Source organism: Paraburkholderia sp. UYCP14C, assembly GCF_004197395.1.
GTDB lineage: Bacteria > Pseudomonadota > Gammaproteobacteria > Burkholderiales > Burkholderiaceae > Paraburkholderia.
The window spans coordinates 127436-146185 of the sequence record NZ_SELS01000018.1 but is presented as its reverse complement, the minus strand read 5'-3'; the positions used below and the strand labels follow the sequence as shown (position 1 = coordinate 146185).

13 protein-coding genes are annotated in these 18750 nt (G+C 64.5%); 5 read left to right on the top strand and 8 right to left on the bottom strand.

Going from position 1 to position 18750, the window contains the following annotated elements; all coding sequences use genetic code 11:
• Window positions 1-141: 141 nt before the first annotated feature.
• Both mutS and EVC45_RS18660 read left to right on the top strand, forming a co-directional pair.
• The gene (gene mutS / locus EVC45_RS18665; protein WP_129959444.1) at window positions 142-2829 is read left to right on the top strand and encodes a DNA mismatch repair protein MutS; all 2688 of its coding nucleotides are present in this window, start codon (window positions 142-144) and stop codon (window positions 2827-2829) included.
• Window positions 2816-4231: a hypothetical protein gene (locus tag EVC45_RS18660; protein WP_129959442.1), complete on the top strand. Its 1416-nt coding sequence runs from the start codon at window positions 2816-2818 to the stop codon at window positions 4229-4231. The genes mutS and EVC45_RS18660 overlap by 14 nt, the downstream gene beginning before the upstream one ends.
• Here the strand turns inward: EVC45_RS18660 and EVC45_RS18655 are convergent.
• Window positions 4211-4753, bottom strand: coding sequence for a peptidylprolyl isomerase (locus EVC45_RS18655; RefSeq protein WP_129959440.1), 543 nt, complete (start codon window positions 4751-4753; stop codon window positions 4211-4213). The genes EVC45_RS18660 and EVC45_RS18655 overlap by 21 nt on opposite strands.
• A gap of 32 nt (window positions 4754-4785) precedes the next feature.
• Between EVC45_RS18655 and EVC45_RS18650 the strand changes: the two genes are divergently transcribed.
• On the top strand, window positions 4786-6039 hold the full coding sequence (locus tag EVC45_RS18650) for a cupin domain-containing protein (protein ID WP_129959437.1): 1254 nt from the start codon (window positions 4786-4788) through the stop codon (window positions 6037-6039).
• Between the two features lie 232 nt (window positions 6040-6271).
• Window positions 6272-6553, top strand: coding sequence for a hypothetical protein (locus tag EVC45_RS46760; RefSeq protein WP_129959435.1), 282 nt, complete (start codon window positions 6272-6274; stop codon window positions 6551-6553).
• 220 nt (window positions 6554-6773) lie between these two features.
• Here the strand turns inward: EVC45_RS46760 and EVC45_RS18635 are convergent, their stop codons facing one another.
• The 3 genes from EVC45_RS18635 to EVC45_RS18625 all read right to left on the bottom strand — a co-directional run bounded on the left by EVC45_RS18635 (window position 6774) and on the right by EVC45_RS18625 (window position 10478).
• Window positions 6774-9038, bottom strand: coding sequence for an ATP-dependent DNA helicase (locus EVC45_RS18635; protein WP_129959433.1), 2265 nt, complete (start codon window positions 9036-9038; stop codon window positions 6774-6776).
• Between the two features lie 63 nt (window positions 9039-9101).
• Entirely contained in the window at window positions 9102-9320 is a 219-nt protein-coding gene (locus EVC45_RS18630) for a DUF465 domain-containing protein (RefSeq protein WP_013089766.1), read from the bottom strand.
• A gap of 147 nt (window positions 9321-9467) precedes the next feature.
• Window positions 9468-10478, bottom strand: coding sequence for a hypothetical protein (locus EVC45_RS18625; protein ID WP_248295181.1), 1011 nt, complete (start codon window positions 10476-10478; stop codon window positions 9468-9470).
• 259 nt (window positions 10479-10737) lie between these two features.
• Here EVC45_RS18625 and EVC45_RS18620 point away from each other — a divergent pair, with 259 nt between their 5' ends.
• Window positions 10738-13089: a Tex family protein gene (locus EVC45_RS18620; protein ID WP_129959431.1), complete on the top strand. Its 2352-nt coding sequence runs from the start codon at window positions 10738-10740 to the stop codon at window positions 13087-13089.
• A gap of 146 nt (window positions 13090-13235) precedes the next feature.
• Here EVC45_RS18620 and EVC45_RS18615 read toward each other — a convergent pair whose 3' ends face one another.
• From EVC45_RS18615 to EVC45_RS18600, 4 genes are all read right to left on the bottom strand, one after another.
• Complete coding sequence (locus EVC45_RS18615) at window positions 13236-15122, bottom strand: potassium transporter Kup (protein ID WP_129959429.1); 1887 nt, start codon at window positions 15120-15122, stop codon at window positions 13236-13238.
• Between the two features lie 258 nt (window positions 15123-15380).
• Entirely contained in the window at window positions 15381-15953 is a 573-nt protein-coding gene (locus EVC45_RS18610; protein WP_129959427.1) for a phosphoribosyltransferase, read from the bottom strand.
• Between the two features lie 18 nt (window positions 15954-15971).
• Window positions 15972-17318 (bottom strand): adenylosuccinate synthase, encoded by a 1347-nt coding sequence (locus EVC45_RS18605; protein ID WP_129959425.1) that lies wholly within the window; start codon window positions 17316-17318, stop codon window positions 15972-15974.
• Between the two features lie 220 nt (window positions 17319-17538).
• Complete coding sequence (locus EVC45_RS18600) at window positions 17539-18690, bottom strand: ATP phosphoribosyltransferase regulatory subunit (RefSeq protein WP_129959423.1); 1152 nt, start codon at window positions 18688-18690, stop codon at window positions 17539-17541.
• Window positions 18691-18750: the final 60 nt, after the last annotated feature.

Here is an 18750-nt window from a genome sequence, read left to right as displayed (position 1 = left end):
CGTGAATCGCACGCTTCGATCGAATCGGTCATGCTGCCATCCGCCTGACGGGTTGTGCATCGTCCGTTCGGCCAGGGTCCGCTCGCCGCGCCGACGGGTTAAACTCACGCCCTGAGCATCTACCGCAAGAAGACACGAAGGATGGGCATTCAAACCGCAGCGGCCAACGACGTCGCACAACACACGCCGATGATGCAGCAGTACCTGCGCATCAAGGCGGAGCATCCGGGCACGCTGGTGTTCTACCGGATGGGCGACTTCTACGAACTCTTTTTCGACGACGCGGAGAAAGCCGCGCGTCTGCTCGACCTGACGCTCACGCAGCGCGGCGCATCGGCAGGCAATCCGATCAAGATGGCCGGCGTGCCGCATCACGCGGTCGAACAGTATCTGGCCAAGCTCGTGAAGCTCGGCGAATCGGTCGCGATCTGCGAACAGATCGGCGACCCGGCCACGTCGAAAGGCCCGGTCGAGCGCAAGGTCATGCGCGTGGTCACACCGGGCACACTGACCGACGCGGCGCTGCTGTCCGACAAGAGCGACGTCTATCTGCTCGCGCTGTGCGTCGCGCACAATCGCCGCGGCATCGCGACGAGCGTCGGTCTCGCCTGGCTCAATCTCGCGAGCGGCGCGCTGCGCCTCGCCGAAGTCGCGCCCGATCAGGTCGCCGCCGCGCTGGAGCGCATCCGTCCCGCGGAAATTCTGGTAGCCGATGCCACCGCCGATTCGACCAGCTGGACTCCGCCTGTCAACGCGAGCGCTCTCAAGCGCGTGCCGGCCTGGCACTTCGATATCACGTCAGGCACGAAGCGCCTGTGCGATCAGCTCGAAGTCTCGAGCCTCGACGGCTTCGGCGCGCATTCGCTCGGTTGCGCGTGCGGCGCGGCCGGCGCGTTGCTGCTGTACGCGGCGTCCACGCAAGGCCAGCAACTGCGTCATGTGCGCAGCCTGAAGGTCGAATCCGAATCCGAATACATCGGCCTCGATCCGGCCACGCGCCGCAACCTCGAACTCACTGAAACCCTGCGCGGCACCGAAGCGCCGACGCTATGCTCGCTGCTCGACACCTGCTGCACGACGATGGGCAGCCGCCTGCTGCGGCACTGGCTGCATCATCCGCCGCGCGATTCGGCGGTGGCGCAGGCGCGCCAACAGGCGATCGGCGCCTTGCTCGACGCGCCGCCCGGCACCGATCTCGATTCGTTGCGTGGCGCATTGCGGCAGATCTCGGACATCGAACGTATCACCGGACGTCTTGCGCTGCTGTCGGCGCGACCGCGCGATCTGTCGAGCCTGCGCGATACGTTTATCGCGCTGCCCGCTTTGCGCGCGCAGCTCGCGGCGGTGGCATCGAACGCGGATTCGCTCGCGCGCATCGACGCGGCGCTCGAACCGCCTCACGCGTGCGTCGACTTGCTCAAACTCGCAGTCGCGCAGGAGCCGGCCGCGATGGTGCGCGATGGCGGCGTCATCGCGCGTGGCTATGACGCCGAGCTCGACGAACTGCGCGATATTTCGGAGAACTGCGGACAGTTCCTGATCGATCTCGAAACGCGCGAACGCGCGCGCACCGGCATCAACAATCTGCGCGTCGAGTACAACAAGGTGCACGGCTTCTATATCGAAGTCACACGCGGCCAGACCGATAAGGTGCCGGACGACTATCGCCGCCGGCAAACGCTGAAGAACGCCGAGCGCTACATCACGCCCGAGCTGAAAACCTTCGAGGACAAGGCGCTGTCCGCGCAGGAACGCGCGCTTGCGCGCGAACGCGCACTGTACGACGCTGTGCTGCAATCGCTGCTGCCGTTCATTCCCGACTGTCAGCGCGTCGCGCTCGCGCTCGCCGAGCTCGATCTGCTGGCCGCGTTCGGCGAACGCGCCCGCGCGCTCGACTGGGTTGCGCCGACATTCTCGGTGAACGCGGGTATCGACATCGAGCAGGGTCGTCATCCGGTGGTCGAGGCGCAGGTCGAGCAGTTCATCGCCAACGATTGTTCACTCACGACCGAGCGCAAGCTGCTGTTAATCACCGGTCCGAACATGGGCGGTAAGTCGACATTCATGCGCCAGACCGCGCTGATCGCGCTGCTCGCTTACGTGGGCAGCTACGTGCCGGCGCGGCGCGCGGCCTTCGGACCGATCGACCGCATCTTCACGCGCATCGGTGCAGCCGACGACCTTGCGGGCGGCCGCTCTACCTTCATGGTCGAGATGACCGAAGCCGCCGCGATCCTCAACGACGCGACGCCGCAAAGCCTCGTACTGATGGACGAGATCGGCCGCGGCACGTCGACGTTCGACGGCCTCGCGCTCGCATGGGCGATCGCGCGCCACCTGCTATCCCACAACGGCTGCTACACGCTGTTCGCGACGCACTATTTCGAGCTGACGCAACTGCCCGCGGAGTTTCCTCATGCGGCCAACGTGCATCTGTCGGCGGTCGAGCATGGGCACGGCATCGTGTTCCTGCACGCAGTCGACGAAGGGCCGGCCAATCAGAGCTACGGTCTGCAGGTCGCGCAACTCGCCGGCGTGCCGAACGCGGTGATCCGCGCGGCGCGCAAGCATCTCGCGCATCTGGAGCAGCAATCGGCCGCACAGCCCGCGCCGCAACTCGATCTGTTTGCGACGCAGCCCGCGATGCTCGCCGAAGATGCGGACGACGACCACGAGGCGGTGAGCGACGCAGCGCCTTCGTCTCCCGCGATGCAGACACTCGTTGAGCGTCTGCGCGGCATCGATCCGAACGATCTGCGGCCGCGCGAAGCGCTCGATCTGCTGTACGAACTGCACGAACTGGCCGTCGCGCCGGATGCCGACCACTGACACGCCGAGCCCCCCGCCACGCCCGCGCGGGCTTCGCGCGGCGCTGCGCCACGTGCTCGCACCGACAGGCGGGATCGTCGTGCTCGCGGCAGTGTGCGCATGGAACGCGCCGGCGCACGCCGAATCCTCGCGTCTCGCGTTCGCGGTGATTTCCGGCACCATGCAAAGGCCCGCCGACGAAGCCGCCACGCAACGGCTGCTCGAGGCGATCGGCCGCGAGCGCGACGTGCGCTTCGTCGTTTACGACGGCAATCTGAAGGGGCCGAAGGAGGTGTGCCGCGACGCGCTGTTCGAACGCCGCCACGCGCTGCTCGACAACTCTCGCGCTGCCCTCTTCTTCATCCCCGGCCAGCATGACTGGGTCGATTGCGGCACGGCGGAAGCGGGCAGCTTCGATCCGGTCGAACGGCTCGACCAGTTGCGGCAAACGTTGTTCGCCGATCCAACGTCGATGGGACAGAACCCGATCGCGCTGACACGCGAGAGCGAGGTATCGCGCTTCCGTCCGTTCCGCGAAAACGTGCGCTGGGTGGTCAACGAAAGAGCGAACACCAAAGCCGGCGACATCGTCTTCATCGGCCTGAACGCGCCGGGTCCGAACAATCACTATCTGAGCGCGGGCGGCCGCAACGGCGAGTTCGAAGATCGGGTGATCGCCAACGCATTCTGGCTCGAACACGCGGCCGAATACGCAAAGCGCCGCGACGCTCGCGCGATCGTCGTGTTCGTTCAGGGGGACTTCGATCCGGAGCGCTACGAGCGACCCGAACGATTCGCCTGGCTGCACTTCGCGCACAGTTCGCGCCGCGACGGCTTTCTCGAATTCAAGCGCAGTCTGGTCAAGCTCGCGCAAGTGTTCCCCGGACCCGTGGTCGTCATTCACGCAGACGACGAACGGCCGGCCGGCGGTTTCGTCATCGATCAGCCGCTACGTAACGACAAAGGGATGGTCGTGACGAATCTCACGCGCATCGCATTCGCGCCGCGTGATCGTCTCAACCAATGGATTCAGATAGAAGCGGATTTCGGCAGGAAGCCGCCGTTCAGGGTCAGCGTGCGCGACGTGCCGAAGCAGATGCCGCTGCCCACCACACCGCCGGTCTTGCCATCCGTATCGCCACGCGACGAATCTGCCGCGTCGATGCCGAGTGCGCCGGAGATGCCGAATGTGGAAGGGTTCGGGCCGGCGTCGGAATTGCCGCCCGTATTGCAGACGCCTGGAGAATCGCAGGATCAGCAGCCGCGCATTCCGTCCGACCAAGGCGGCGGCGACTATGGGCCCGCAATCTCAATGCCGCCGGGGTCGATACTGCCGGCCTCGCCGGCGCTGCCCACATCGGTGCCGCCTGTCCCCGCGACGGCACCGCGCATACCCGCAAGCTCAGTGCAGGGTCGGTTTTGAGTTGTCTTCTTCGTCCTCGTCTTCGTCGTCGTCGAGAACTTCGAGGCCGTCCGCGCCATGTGCGTGCTCGTGCTGGATTTCATCTTCAGTAGCCGGACGCACGTCTTTGACGGTCAACGCGAAACGCAGCGCCATGCCGGCGAGCGGATGATTGCCATCGAGCACGACCTTGTCTTCAGCGACGTCGGTCACCACGTAGACCAGCGCATCGATTTCCTCGTCGCCATCTTCCGGGGTGCCTTCGAACTGCATGCCGACTTCGAGCGGTTCCGGGAAGCGATCGCGCGGCTCGATCTTCACAAGCTCGGGATCGTATTCGCCGAACGCGTCTTGCGGTTCGAGCTGGATCTGCGTCTCGAAGCCGGCCTCGTGGCCGTCGAGCTCTTCCTCGATCTTGGGGAACGTGCCATCATAGCCGCCGTGAAGATAGACCATCGGCTCTTCGCTTTCTTCGATCAGATTGCCCTGCGCATCCGAGAGCTTGTAGGCGACCGACACGACGGTGTTCTTTGCGATTTTCATTCGATTCTCCAGAATACAACTCACATTATACGATGCCCAGGCGGCCCACTCACCTACCTGCGGATGCAGGTTCGGCAAGCAATTCGCCGTCTGCTGCAAAGCCGGCCGCGCAGCCCGTTCTTCCGCCCTCGCCCGACATTCCGACCGCTCTGCTCAACCATCTGAGCCCGTCGCAATTCATGCGCCGCTACTGGCAGAAGAAGCCCCTGCTGATTCGCCAGGCGATTCCGGACATCGAAGCACCGCTGTCGCGCGACGAGTTGTTCGAGCTGGCCGATCAGGACGACGTCGAAGCCCGGCTGATCACGCACTTCCGCAACAAATGGCAGTTGGAGCACGGCCCGTTCGCGCCCGACGAACTGCCGTCCGTCAAACAGCGCGCGTGGACGCTGCTCGTGCAGGGCGTGGACCTGCATGACGACCGTGCGCGCGCGTTGCTCGACCGTTTCCGTTTCGTGCCGGACGCGCGTCTGGACGACCTGATGATTTCGTATGCGACCGATGGCGGCGGCGTCGGCCCGCATTTCGATTCCTACGATGTGTTTCTTTTGCAAGTAAAAGGCAAGCGCCGCTGGCGCATTAGCGCGCAGAAAGACCTCACCCTGCAGCCCGGCTTGCCTTTGAAAGTTTTACAGCACTTCGAGCACGAACAGGAGTGGGTACTGGAGCCCGGCGACATGCTGTACCTGCCGCCGCACATCGCGCACGACGGCATCGCCGACGGCGAATGCATGACCTGCTCAATCGGTTTTCGCGCGCCGTCCGAGAGCGAACTGACCGCGCAGTTCCTCTACCACCTGGCCGAGCGCGGCGAGGCCGCGGGCAAGGCCGGCGCGCTCTATCGCGATCCCCAGCAGTCCGCCGTCGAGCGGCCGGCCGAGTTGCCCGCGGCGCTCGTCGAACGGGTGGGCGCGATGCTTGCTAAAGTGCGTTGGAATGAGCAGGACATTGCGTCGTTCCTTGGCACGTACCTCAGCGAACCGAAGCCGAGCGTCGTCTTTGATCCGCCGCAACGGCCGCTCAACGAAGCCCGTTTCATCGGCGCGGCGTCGAAATCCGGTTTGCGGCTCGATCGCAAGACTAACCTGTTGTATGAACGTCGTTTTTTCTTCGTAAATGGAGAACAAATGACGTGGGGCGGCGCGAAAAAATGGCTGTTTGAACTCGCAAATCTACGGTGTATGAGTGCGAAACGCTTTGTAACACTATCGCACGATTCATCGGTGACAGCACTGCTACACGAGTGGTATCGTGCGGGCTGGATACAGGTGGGCGAGCTTGCTTAAGTCTGCCCGCGTGCTATACCGTACAGTGAAATTTTGTATTAGAAAGACAACGTATTGACCCCGGATTTATCGACTGTCAGTACGAAAGTGCATATAATTTCCGCCCAAGCCGTAGGGAAGATTCCAGCTCGTCAAAAGAGCTTCTCCACCAGCGGCCCAGGTCGGTGTTGGAGCACATTACCGGTTTTATTTTGCGCTGTTGCTTACCTTTAAACCATAAAAGGACGTGATCATGAAGAAATCCCTCCTCGTAGCATCCCTGTTGGCAGCTGTGGCACTGGCTGCATGCAACAAGAGCAACGATCAAGCCGCTGCACCGGCTAGCGACGCAGCTGCTGCTTCGGCACCGGCTGCTGCCGCTTCGGACGCAGCAACGGCTGCTTCGGGTGCTGCTGCTGCTGCGAGCGACGCTGCTGCTTCGGCTACGGCTGCTGCTTCGGACGCTGGCGCTGCCGCTTCGGACGCAGGCGCTGCTGCTTCGGCTGCAGCTCCGGCTTCGGGCGCAAGCCAGTAAGCTGTCGCGTAGGGTTCGCCTCTGGGCGAAAACTGCTTCGGGAAGTCGTTGCGATTTCCCGGGCAGTCAGGCAAAACGCCACGGATTCATCTCCGTGGCGTTTTGCTTTTTGGCGCGCGATTTATCGAGGTGGCCGCGCAGATAATTGTCTCGTCATCTAAAAAACAAAACGCCGCTTTTTATAGCGGCGTTTTGTTTTCAGCGCAGAACTACAGCGGTTCTATCTGGCAGTTGCCCCGGGCACCGCATTTTCTTCGAAGAATTCGCGGACCACGTGGATCTCGCGGGTGCGCTTGAACGGCGGCAAACTCTGCCAGATGCGGCGACCATAAGGTTTATCGACGAGACGTGTATCGCAGATCATCAGCACGCCACGATCGGTCTCCGCGCGAATCAGCCGGCCCGCGCCCTGCTTCAGCGTGATCACGGCCTGCGGCAGCTGATGCACGGCGAACGGGCTCAAGCCCTTCTTCGTCAGCGCGTCTAGCCGCGCGGCCAGCACCGGATCGTCCGGCGGCGCAAACGGCAGCTTGTCGATCACCACCAGCGACAGCGCGTCGCCGCGCACGTCCACCCCCTCCCAGAAGCTCTGACTGCCGACCAGAATCGCGTTGCCGTAAGCGCGAAAGCGGTCGAGCAGCTCGGTGCGGCTCGCATCGCCCTGCACGAGCAGCGGATAGTCCCAGCCACGCGACTCGATCGCGTCGCGCAGCTTCGTGGAGATGCGGTCCACCGCGCGCAGCGTCGTGCACAGCATGAAGACGCCACCACCCGATGCTTCGATCGCGGGCAACGCGGCATCGAACACGGCATCGGTGAACATCGGCGATGACGGCTGCGGCAGATTGCGCGGCACGTACAGCAGCCCTTGCGATGGATAGTCGAACGGGCTCGGCAAGGTCATCGAGCGCTTCGAGTTCAAGCCCATCTGCGCCGCATAGTGCGTAAAGTCACCGCGCACCGACAGCGTCGCCGATGTGAAGATCCACGCGCGCGGCACGCCGGCACGCTGCTTGGCGAAAATTGGCGCGACCGATAGCGGCGTCTCGTGCAGCTGGACGGTGTGCGAGAACACCTCGATCCAGCGCACCTTTTCGTTCGGATCGGCGCGCTCTGCGGTGGCATCACCTTCGCGCACAGCGACCGCGTTGCGTTCGGTGCTCGTGGGTGGCGTGGTCCAGCCGCTCAGCACGTCCTGCAACTCGCGCGCGCGACGCAGACACGCACCCAGCGATTCGGCCCGCTCGGCCTGCCCTGCCAGCGCCGAGGCCAGCGCATCGAGCTCGGTTTCGAGCGTCTCGAGCGCGGCAAACAGCGGATGATCGTCGGGCAGTTGGCCGATCGACAGCCGCACCGAGTCTTCCTTGAACGCGAGCCGCACGTCACGCGCCGCGCGCTCGAGCGTCGCGCCGAGCTTGACCCAGTCGAGCGCATCGCGTGCGTGACCGAGGCCCTCGGCCACCGAATCGCGTGCGAGTTCGAGAAACTGCGCGGTCGATAGCGTCTCGCCGAAAAACAGCGTCGCGGTTTCGGGCAGCTGATGCGCTTCGTCGAAGACGACGGTGTTCGCGGTCGGCAGCAGTTCCGCCATACCGGTATCGCGCAGCATGATGTCGGCGAAAAACAGATGGTGGTTGACCACCACGATATCGGCCTGCTGCGCTTCGCGGCGCGCCTGCATGACGAAGCAGTCCTTGTAGTGCGGACACTCCTGGCCGAGACAGTTGTCGCGCGTCGACGTGACCATCGACCACACTTGCGCCGTCTCCGGCACGCTCGCGAGTTCGGCCTTGTCGCCGGTGCGCGTGATCTTCGCGAAGCGCACGATGTCCTGCAGATACGAGGTTTCCTGGCGCGACGGCAGACGGCCGTTGTCGGCGGTGCGTTGCAGGTAGTAATGGCACAGGTAGTTTGCGCGGCCCTTCAGCATCGCGACCGACACCGGCACCGCGAGCGCGTCGCGCACGGTCGGAATGTCGCGCTGGAACAGCTGATCCTGCAGATGCTTGGTGCCGGTCGAGACGATCACCTTGCCGCCCCACAGCATGGCCGGCACGAGGTACGCATAGGTCTTGCCGGTGCCGGTCCCCGCCTCGACGATCAGCGTGTTCTCACCCGCATCGACGCCATCGGCCTGGGCGTTGCCGTCGGTCGACTCGGAGGCGGAATCCGCGCCGGTCTGCTGCAGGCGCCGCGCCGGGCGCTTCTGCGTGTCGAACATCGCGGGCTCGGGCATCGCGCGGCCCGACGCTTCCATCGCCGCCGCAACCGCGCGCGCCATCTCGATCTGCGACGCACGCGGCCGATAACCGTCGATCTGCCGCGCGAGCAGACCGTTGTCGGCGAAGATGTCGTCGAGCTCGCTCGCGCGGCTCCGGCTCAGCGACACGCCCGGCATCGACGCTGCCGCGCGCGGCGCCGGCGTGCCCGGTGCAGATGCGTTCTCCGGCGTGGCCCGGGATGAAGTGTCATGCGGTGAATTCAAGGCAAGCGTTCCTGCTAAATCCGGCTCGCGCGCTGCGCGCCCGGCGCCTGCCAGGCCGCGAACTCAGGCGCGCGCGTCCGGTTCGAGCTGCAATTGCAGCAAGATGATGGTGTCCTTGACTTTGAGTTTGCGCTTTTTCAGGCGCTGCAACTCGAAGTCGTCGATGCCGGGCTCATCCGACATCCGGTCGATCAACCGGTCGAGTCCACTATGCTCCGATTCCAGTTGCAGAATGCGGTCGCGAAGTGTGTTTGCGTCGATGACGTGATGACGATCGCGCATGCTCGCCTCCTCTAGTCGGCGGCACGAACCGCGTGCGCGCGGCCCGATGCCTGAGGTTGCTGTCCGGCTCAAAACGCATTACGGCGACTTCGGCGGTCCTGCTACGGCCGCCAGTGCTTACTCTACGGCACAGCCACTACAGCACGCTTACTGTTGTTCCTGTTGCTGCTTTTGCTGCTCTTCGAGCTGTTGTTGCTGCTTCAAATCGTCCTGACGCTTTTGCTCGGCCTTCTCGGCGGCCTGCTTCTGACGCGCTTCGACATCGAGCTTGTGCTGCGCGGCGTCGGCCTGCTTCCGCTCGAAATTCTCCTGCTTCTGCTGGCGCTCCGCGGCCTTTTGCGCGCCCTGCTGACGCGCTTCCTCGAGCTGGCGCTGGTAGTCGCTCTGCTTCTGGTCGGAGGCCTTCTGATTGACCGCCGACTGCGCCGGCGCGGCACCACGCTGCGCCTGGTCGAGCGAGTGCTGACGCTGCTTCTGCTCGTACGCCTGAGCGTTGGCTTCATGCTGCGGCGCCGCGGCGTTGCGCTGCGCCTGGTCGAGCGCGTGCTGACGCTGCTTGTCCTGGTAGGCCTGCGCGTTGGCTTCGCGCTGCGGTGCTTCGGCGTTGCGCTGCGCCTGATCGAGCGTGTGCTGACGCTGCTTTTCCTGATACGCCTGTTCGTTGCGCGCGTCTTCGGCGGCGCGCTGCGGCGCTTCCGCCTCGTTTTGCGCACGCCGCAATGCGGTGCGTTCGTCGCGCTCGCGGGCGCGCTGCGCACGCTGCTCGGCGTCGAGTGCGAGCTGTTCCTTGCGGATGTCCGCCTGCACGCTGCGCATCGCGTCGCGCGCGCGATTCAGACAGTGATTGACGAAGAAGCGGCTATAGCAGTTGTGCTGCGCGACCGCGAATTGATAGTTGTTGTCGTCGGTGCGCTGATTGAGCACCTGTTGCCGCTCGTCGAACGACTTGTCCAGCGCGGCTGCGTCACTTGCGCTTTGGGGGCGGTCGGCCGTTGCGGCGGCTTGCGGGCCCGATGCCGCGACAGGCGCCGCACCTTGCGCGGGCGTCACGCTCTGCGCTGCGGCCGACACCGGCACGGCAAGCGTAGCGGCGATCACGCACGACGCAGCGGCCGTTACAACCGACGGACCGATCCAGCGCAATGAAACCAGCGGCAATTGACACGAACCCCGAGACGAACCCGGCAGCGAACCTGACGCCAGCGAAGAGACCAGGCGGTTGAGGGACAAGGAGATTGGCAACGTCGTAGAGGGTCAACGGAACATGCCCGAAATTCTAACACCCCGCGGTTGAGCCCTTTGGCATTTATGGCAAAATGCCCCGCTCTAGCAGCCTGGTCGCGGCGCACGCCCGGCCTGTCCCGATTTGCCGCCCGCGCGCGGCCCATCACTGAGTCCGCAGGAACACCAAGACCTTATGACGGAAACCGTAGCACTCAAGATCGTCCAGCGCATCGCCACCGAACTGTCCGTCCAGCCGCGCCAGGTCGCGGCCGCGGTGGAACTACTCGACGAAGGCGCGACCGTTCCGTTCATCGCCCGTTACCGCAAGGAAGTGACCGGCAATCTCGATGACACGCAACTGCGCAATCTCGAGGAACGCCTGCTGTATCTGCGCGAGCTGGAAGACCGGCGCGCGGCGATCATCGCGAGCATCGACGAACAGGGCAAGCTCACCGACGAACTGCGCGCAGCGATCGAAGGCGCCGACAGCAAACAGGTGCTGGAAGACCTTTATCTGCCGTACAAGCCGAAGCGCCGCACGCGTGCGCAGATCGCGCGCGAAGCCGGTTTGCAGCCGCTCGCCGACGCGCTGCTCGGCAATCCGCTGCTCGATCCGCAGACCGAAGCCGCGGCGTACGTGGACACAGAGAAAGGCGTCGCCGATGTGAAGGCCGCGCTCGACGGCGCGCGCGACATCCTGTCCGAACAGTTCGGCGAGACTGCCGAGCTGCTCGGCAAGCTGCGCGACTATCTGTTCAACCAGGGCGTGGTGTCGTCGAAGGTCGTGGAAGGCAAGGAAACCGCGGAAGAAGAGAAATTCCGCGATTACTACGACTACGCCGAAACGATCCGCACGGTGCCGTCGCATCGCGCGCTCGCGCTGTTCCGCGGCCGCAATGCCGGCGTGCTGATGATCAAGCTCGGTCTCGGCGAAGAGCTCGACGCGCAGGTGCCGCATCCGGGCGAAGCGCTGATCGCGCGGCATTTCGGCATCGCCAATCAGAACCGCCCGGCCGACAAGTGGCTCTCCGACGTGTGCCGCTGGTGCTGGCGCGTGAAGGTGCAGCCGCACCTCGAAAACGAGCTGCTGACCAATCTGCGCGACGAAGCCGAGCATGAAGCCATTCGCGTGTTCGCGCGCAATCTGAAGGACTTGCTGCTCGCGGCGCCCGCTGGTCCGAAGGCCGTGATCGGTCTCGATCCGGGCCTGCGCACCGGCGTGAAGGTAGCGGTGGTCGACCGCACCGGCAAGGTGCTCGCGACCGACACCATCTACCCGCACGAGCCGCGCCGCGACTGGGACGGCTCGCTCGCAAAGCTCGCGCGAATCGCCGCGCAGACCCAGGCCGAGCTGATCAGCATCGGCAACGGCACCGCGTCGCGTGAAACGGACAAGCTCGCGAGCGAACTGATCGCGCGTCATCCGGAGCTGAAACTGCAGAAGATCGTCGTATCGGAAGCGGGCGCGTCGGTGTACTCGGCGTCCGAACTCGCCGCGAAAGAATTCCCCGACATGGACGTGTCGCTGCGCGGCGCGGTGTCGATCGCGCGACGTCTGCAGGACCCGCTCGCCGAGCTCGTGAAGATCGAGCCGAAGGCGATCGGCGTCGGCCAATACCAGCACGATGTGAACCAGCGCGAACTCGCGCGCTCGCTCGACGCGGTCGTCGAAGACTGCGTGAACGCGGTCGGCGTCGATGCGAACACCGCGTCGGTCGCGCTGCTCGCTCGGGTGTCGGGATTGAACGCGACGCTCGCGCGCAACATCGTCGACTATCGCGATGCGAACGGGCCGTTCCCGTCGCGCGATCATCTGCGCAAAGTGCCCCGCCTCGGCGACAAGACTTTCGAGCAGGCCGCCGGTTTCCTGCGCATCAACAACGGCGAGAATCCGCTCGACCGTTCGTCCGTGCACCCGGAAGCGTATCCGGTGGTCCAGCGCATTCTCGCGAAGATCAGCAAACAGGTCGGCGAAGTGCTCGGCAATCGCGACGCGTTGCGCGGACTGTCGCCCGCTGAATTCGTCGACGAACGTTTCGGTCTGCCGACCGTGCGCGACATCCTGGTCGAACTCGAAAAGCCGGGCCGCGATCCGCGCCCCGAATTCAAGACCGCGACGTTCCGCGAAGGCGTCGAGAAGGTCAGCGACCTGATCCCGGGCATGGTGCTCGAAGGCGTCGTGACGAACGTCGCGGCGTTTGGCGCGTTCATCGACGTCGGCGTGCATCAGGACGGTCTCGTGCACGTGTCGGCGATGTCGACGAAGTTCGTGAAGGACCCGCACGAAGTCGTGAAGGCCGGTCAGATCGTCAAGGTCAAGGTGCTCGAAGTCGACGTGAAGCGCCAGCGGATTGCACTGACGATGCGTCTCGACGACGAACCCGGCGTGGCGGCGGCTCGCAGCGGCGGCGGTGCTCAGCAGGATCGCGGCGGCTCGGGTGGCGGCAACCGCGGCGCGGCGGGACGCGGTGCGCCGCAGCGCTCGCGCGAACCGGAGCCGGGCGGTGCGATGGCGGCCGCGTTTGCGAAGCTCAAGCAGAAGTGAGCGTATCGGACCGGTGCACTACGTTGTACGTGCACCGGTCCGTGCATGACTGCGTCGCGCGATAGAGCGGTTGCGCCCGCATAAACAAGAAGCCCACGCATTGCGTGGGCTTCTTGTTTGCACTCCCGCACGTCACGCGCGGGCCGTCAAATCTCGATCTTCGTCCCCAGTTCCACGACCCGGTTAGCCGGGATGCTGAAGAAGTCGGTCGGCTTCGCCGCGTTCTGGTGCATCCACGCGAACACCCGCTCGCGCCACACCGACATGCCCGGCAATTGCGTCGGCACCACCGTTTCGCGGGCGAGGAAGAACGACGTGTCCATCAATTCGAAGGTCATGTCGTGCGTGCGTCCGACTTCGAGCAGCACCGCCTTCACGTCCGGCGTTTCGTTGAAGCCGTAGGCCGCCTTCACCAGCCACAGGCCACCGTTCATGTCCTTCACGGTCACGCGATCGGCGTCCTTCACGTACGGAATGTCGCGCGTGACGAAGGTCAGGAAGATCGTGCGCTCGTGCAGCACCTTGTTGTGCTTCAGATTGTGCAGCAGGCTCACCGGCACCAGCGAATCGCTGCCGGTCAGATAGATCGCGGTACCCGACACGCGATGCGGCGGATGCGCGAGCAGGCCTTGCAGAAACGGCATCAACGGAATACCGTCTGCGGCCGTGCGTTCCTTCACGATCATCCTGCCCTTGAACCACGTCATCAGCAGGAAGAACAGCAGGCCGCCGATGCACAGCGGCAACCAGCCGCCCTCTTCGACCTTCAGCAGGTTGGCGCCGAAAAAGCCCAGATCGACGACCATGAACACGCCGATGATGAGCCCGACAAGCAGCTTGTTCCACTTCCACACTTTCACCATCACGACGCAGGCGAGGATCGTCGTGATCACCATCGTTGCCGTCACCGCGATACCGTACGCGGCCGCCAGATTGTCGGAACTCTTGAACGCGATCACGATGCACAGGATGATGAACAGCAGCATCCAGTTGACGACCGGCACATAGATCTGCCCGATCGCGAGTTCGGACGTGTGCAGGACCTTCATGCGCGGCACGTAGCCGAGCTGGATCGCCTGGCTCGTCAGCGAGTAAGCACCCGAAATCACCGCCTGCGACGCGATCACCGTCGCCACCGTCGACAGCACGACGAGCGGCAACAGCGCCCAGTCCGGCGCGAGCAGGAAGAACGGATTTTCGATCGCCTTCGAATCGTGCATCAGCAGCGCGCCCTGGCCGAAGTAGTTCAGCACCAGCGACGGCATCACGAGCACGTACCACGCCATGCGGATCGGTTGCGCGCCGAAGTGACCCATGTCCGCGTACAGCGCTTCCGCACCGGTCAGCACCAGCACCACCGAGCCGAGCACCACGTAGGCCTGCAGCACGTGCGCGGCCATGAAGGTGTACGCGTAGTATGGATTGAGCGCCTGAATCACGTTCGGCGATTGCATGATGTGCCACAAGCCGAGCGCGGCGAGCACGAGGAACCACAGCGTCATGATCGGCCCGAACAGACGGCCCACCGTTGCCGTGCCGTGCCGCTGGATCCAGAACAGCACGATCAGGATCACGATGGTCAGCGGAATGACCAGATGCGCCAGATGCGGCGCGGCGATTTCCAGGCCTTCGACCGCCGAGATCACCGAGATCGCCGGCGTGATCACCGCGTCGCCGTAGAACATGCAGGCGCCGAAGATGCCGAGCATCATCAGAACGCCGCCCATTTTCGTTTTCTGATCGACCGAGCGCAGCGCGAGCGCCATCAGCGCGAGGACGCCGCCTTCGCCGTTGTTGTCGGCGCGCATCACGAACAGCACGTACTTGATGCCGACCACGATCACGATCGCCCAGAACAGCAGCGAGATCACGCCAAGGATCGACTGTTCGGTCAACGGGATACCGTGCGACGGGCTGAAGGCTTCCTTCAGCGAGTACAACGGGCTCGTACCGATGTCGCCGAACACCACTCCGATCGCGGCAATCGCAAGAGAAGGCAGCGGCTGTTTGTGTACGTGATTGTTATCTGTCATGGACGCGAGGAAATCCGTTCCCGGGCGGAAAAAGCGACCGCTATTTTAAACTGCCCATCCGGTACCGCCCGGCTTGTTGTGGATGCGCCACGTGGATGTCCGCGCAGTTTAGCACTGGATTTGGACGCGTCTGCCGCCGTGCGGGCGTTCCGACGCGGCGTTTGACGCAAAAAAAAGAGCCCGACCGGGCTCCGTTTTGTGACACGGCGATGACGCGCGAGATCCGATGCGGCAAAGCATGACCCGCGCGGCACCGCGTCAATTGCCCGACGCCTCCCCGGCCTGGGCAATGCCGCGCTTGATCCACGCGCCGAGGTTATGCGGACGCACCGTGTCCCACTCCTCGAACGGCTGATGAATCCACGGGTTGGTCGGCAGGTACTGCACGTGGTAGTCGGGCTTCACCTTCGAGCAGCCCTTGTACCACAGCACCGCCGAGCGCACCGCGGTAATTGCCGGATAGCGTTCCTTCAGATGCTGCTGCACGCGCGCGAGCGTGACGCCCGAGTCGACGAGGTCGTCGACGAGCAGCACGTTGCCGTGCAGTTCGCCGCGCGTCATCGTGATGTATTGCGCGATGTCGAGCTCACCCTGCTCCGTGCCGGCCGCCTCGCGATACGAGCTCGTTGCGAGAATGGCCAGCGGCAGATCGTAGATGCGCGACAGCTGGTCGCCGACGCGCAGACCGCCTCGCGCGAGGCACAGGATCTTGTCGAACTTCCAGCCCGATTCGTGCACGGCAAGTGCGAGCACCTCGATCAGCCGGTGATATTCGTCCCAGCCGACCCACAGGTTCTTGTCGTCGTTACGCGGATCTTTCATCGCGATCATTGGTACACCTTGCATCGCTTAGACCTTAAACGGATGACGCAGCAAAATCGTTTCGTCGCGATCCGGACCGGTGGACACCATGTCGATCGGAATGCCCGCGACTTCCTGCACGCGCGTCAGATAGGCACGCGCGTTGGCGGGCAGCTTGTCCCATTCCTTGATGCCGACCGTGCTTTCCTTCCAGCCCGCGAAGGTTTCGTAGACCGGTTCACAGCGCGCGACTTCCGTCGCGCCGCGCGGCAGCAGATCGACGTTCTGACCGTCGACCGTGTAGCCGACGCACAGCTTCACTTCGTCGAGACCGTCGAGCACGTCGAGCTTGGTCATGCACAGACCCGTCACGCCGTTGATCTGGATCGAGCGGCGCAGCGCGGCGACGTCGAGCCAGCCGGTGCGGCGCGGACGGCCGGTGACCGAACCGAATTCCTTGCCGACGGTGGCGAGTTCGAGGCCGATCGGGTTCTGGCGCGACGCGTTGTCCGCATCGTACAGTTCGCTCGGGAACGGGCCCGAACCGACACGCGTGCAGTACGCCTTCGTGATGCCGAGGATGTAGTTGAGCTTTTGCGGACCGACGCCCGCGCCTGCCGTCGCGGCACCCGCGACGCAGTTGCTCGACGTGACGAACGGATAGGTGCCGTGGTCGATGTCGAGCAGCGTGCCCTGCGCGCCTTCGAACAGCAGGTTGCCGCCGTTCGCGTTGACGTCGTAGAGACGCCGCGACACGTCGGTGACCATCGGCTTCAGACGGTCGGCATAGCTCAGCATCGTGTCGAGCGTTTGCTGGAAGTCGACCGCGGCAGCGCCGAGGTACTGTGTGAGCACGAAGTTGTGATAGTCGAGGTTTTCGCGCAGACGCTCGGCGAAAGCCGGCGCGTCGAACAGGTCCTGCACGCGCAGGCCGCGGCGCGCGACCTTGTCTTCATAGGCCGGGCCGATGCCGCGGCCGGTCGTGCCGATCTTGCTTGCGCCGCGGCGCGCTTCGCGGCCCTGGTCGATCGCGATGTGATACGGCAGGATCAGCGTGGTGGCTTCGGAAATGAACAGGCGCTTCTGGACGTCGACGCCGGCGGCTTCGAGTTCGCCGATTTCCTTGAACAGCGCTTCCGGCGACAACACGACGCCATTGCCGATATAGCACGCGACGCCGGGATGCATGATGCCCGACGGAATCAGACGCAAGATGGTTTTCTTGCCGCCGATGATGAGCGTGTGGCCGGCATTGTGACCGCCCTGGAAGCGAACGACGCCCTGAGCGTGGTCCGTCAGCCAGTCGACGATCTTGCCCTTGCCCTCATCACCCCATTGGGTACCCACGACGACGACGTTGCGCCCGGGGTTCACATTCACTGCGCTGGCAGACATGTTGTTTCGTAAGCTGGTTAAAAACGTATTTTACCTAGGTTCGCGGAAGCTTCCGGAATTTTTCCGTTTCCGCTCAACGGTATGCACGTTATGTTGAGTATTGCGACGGATGCGCGGCGGCGAAGAGCCGCTCGTCCGCGCGCGGTTCGGGCAGCGCTTGTGCCGCCCTGTGGCGAGCGCCGGGGACACCTCCCCGGCCGGGTTGATCGGAACGCGCGGCTCAGGCGCGCGGTTCGACCACCCATGCGCCATTGCGCTCGACCAGCACCCGGTCGAACGCGAATTCATCGAGATCGTGCTTGTGGCCAGGCAGTGCCTGGATCACCACTTCACCGCCATCGCGCAATGCCGCTACCGCGACGCGCAGACCTTCGTCGTGCCGCCACGGCGCGAGGATCGCGCTGCTGCGCGCTTCGACCGGCGAAATCCGCGCGACTTCGCGCAGATCCAGCGAAAAGCCGGTTGCCGCGCGCGCGCGGCCGTAGGCCTGGCCGACATGGTCGTAGCGCCCGCCTCGCGCGACCGCGTTCGGCACGCCGTCCACGTACGCGGAGAACATCACGCCGCTGTGGTACGCGTAGCCGCGCAGATCGGCGAGGTCGATCATCACTTCGGCGCCGTCGACCTGGCTCGCGAGGAACGCGAGGTCGTCGAGCGCGCGGGCGATCGCCGGCGAATTCGGCAGACGCGCGCGGGCCTCTTCCAGCACCGATGCGTCGCCGTACAGCGTGGGCAGCGCGCGCAGCGCATCGCGAATCACCGGCGAGAATTGCGCGGTCATCTCGACGAGGCGCGGCACGTCCTTGCCGGCAAGCGCGTCGTAGAGCGCCTCGCCGAGTTCCTCGGCGGCCGGCTCCGCTTCGATCAGCGCCGCCAGCACGCCCGCGTGACACAGGTCAAGACGCACCTTCGCGAGGCCGGCGAGACGCAGCGCGTCGAGCATCAGTTGCTGGATTTCGAGGTCCGCTTCGAGGCCCGCGTGGCCGTAGATTTCCGCACCGATCTGGATCTGTTCACGGGTCGCATGCAGGCCGCGCGGGCGCGTATGCGCGACGTTGCCCGCGTAGCAAAGACGCGTGACGCCCTGGCGGTTCAGCAGATGCGCGTCGATGCGCGCGACCTGCGGCGTGATGTCGGCGCGCAGACCGAGCGTGCGGCCCGACAGTTGATCGACGAGCTTGAAGGTACGCAGGTTCAGGTCGTGCCCGCCGCCCGTCAGCAACGACTCGAGGTATTCGAGCAGCGGCGGCATCACCATCTCGTAGCCGTACGAGCGGAAACGGTCCAGCAAATGACGCCGCAATTCTTCGATCTTGCGGGCCTCCGACGGCAGCACGTCGGCGATATTCTCAGGAAGCAACCAGGTCGACATCGATACAGTCCTACGGCGTTGAACACGGCGGCTTGAAGCGCCGATGATGAGTGTGAATGG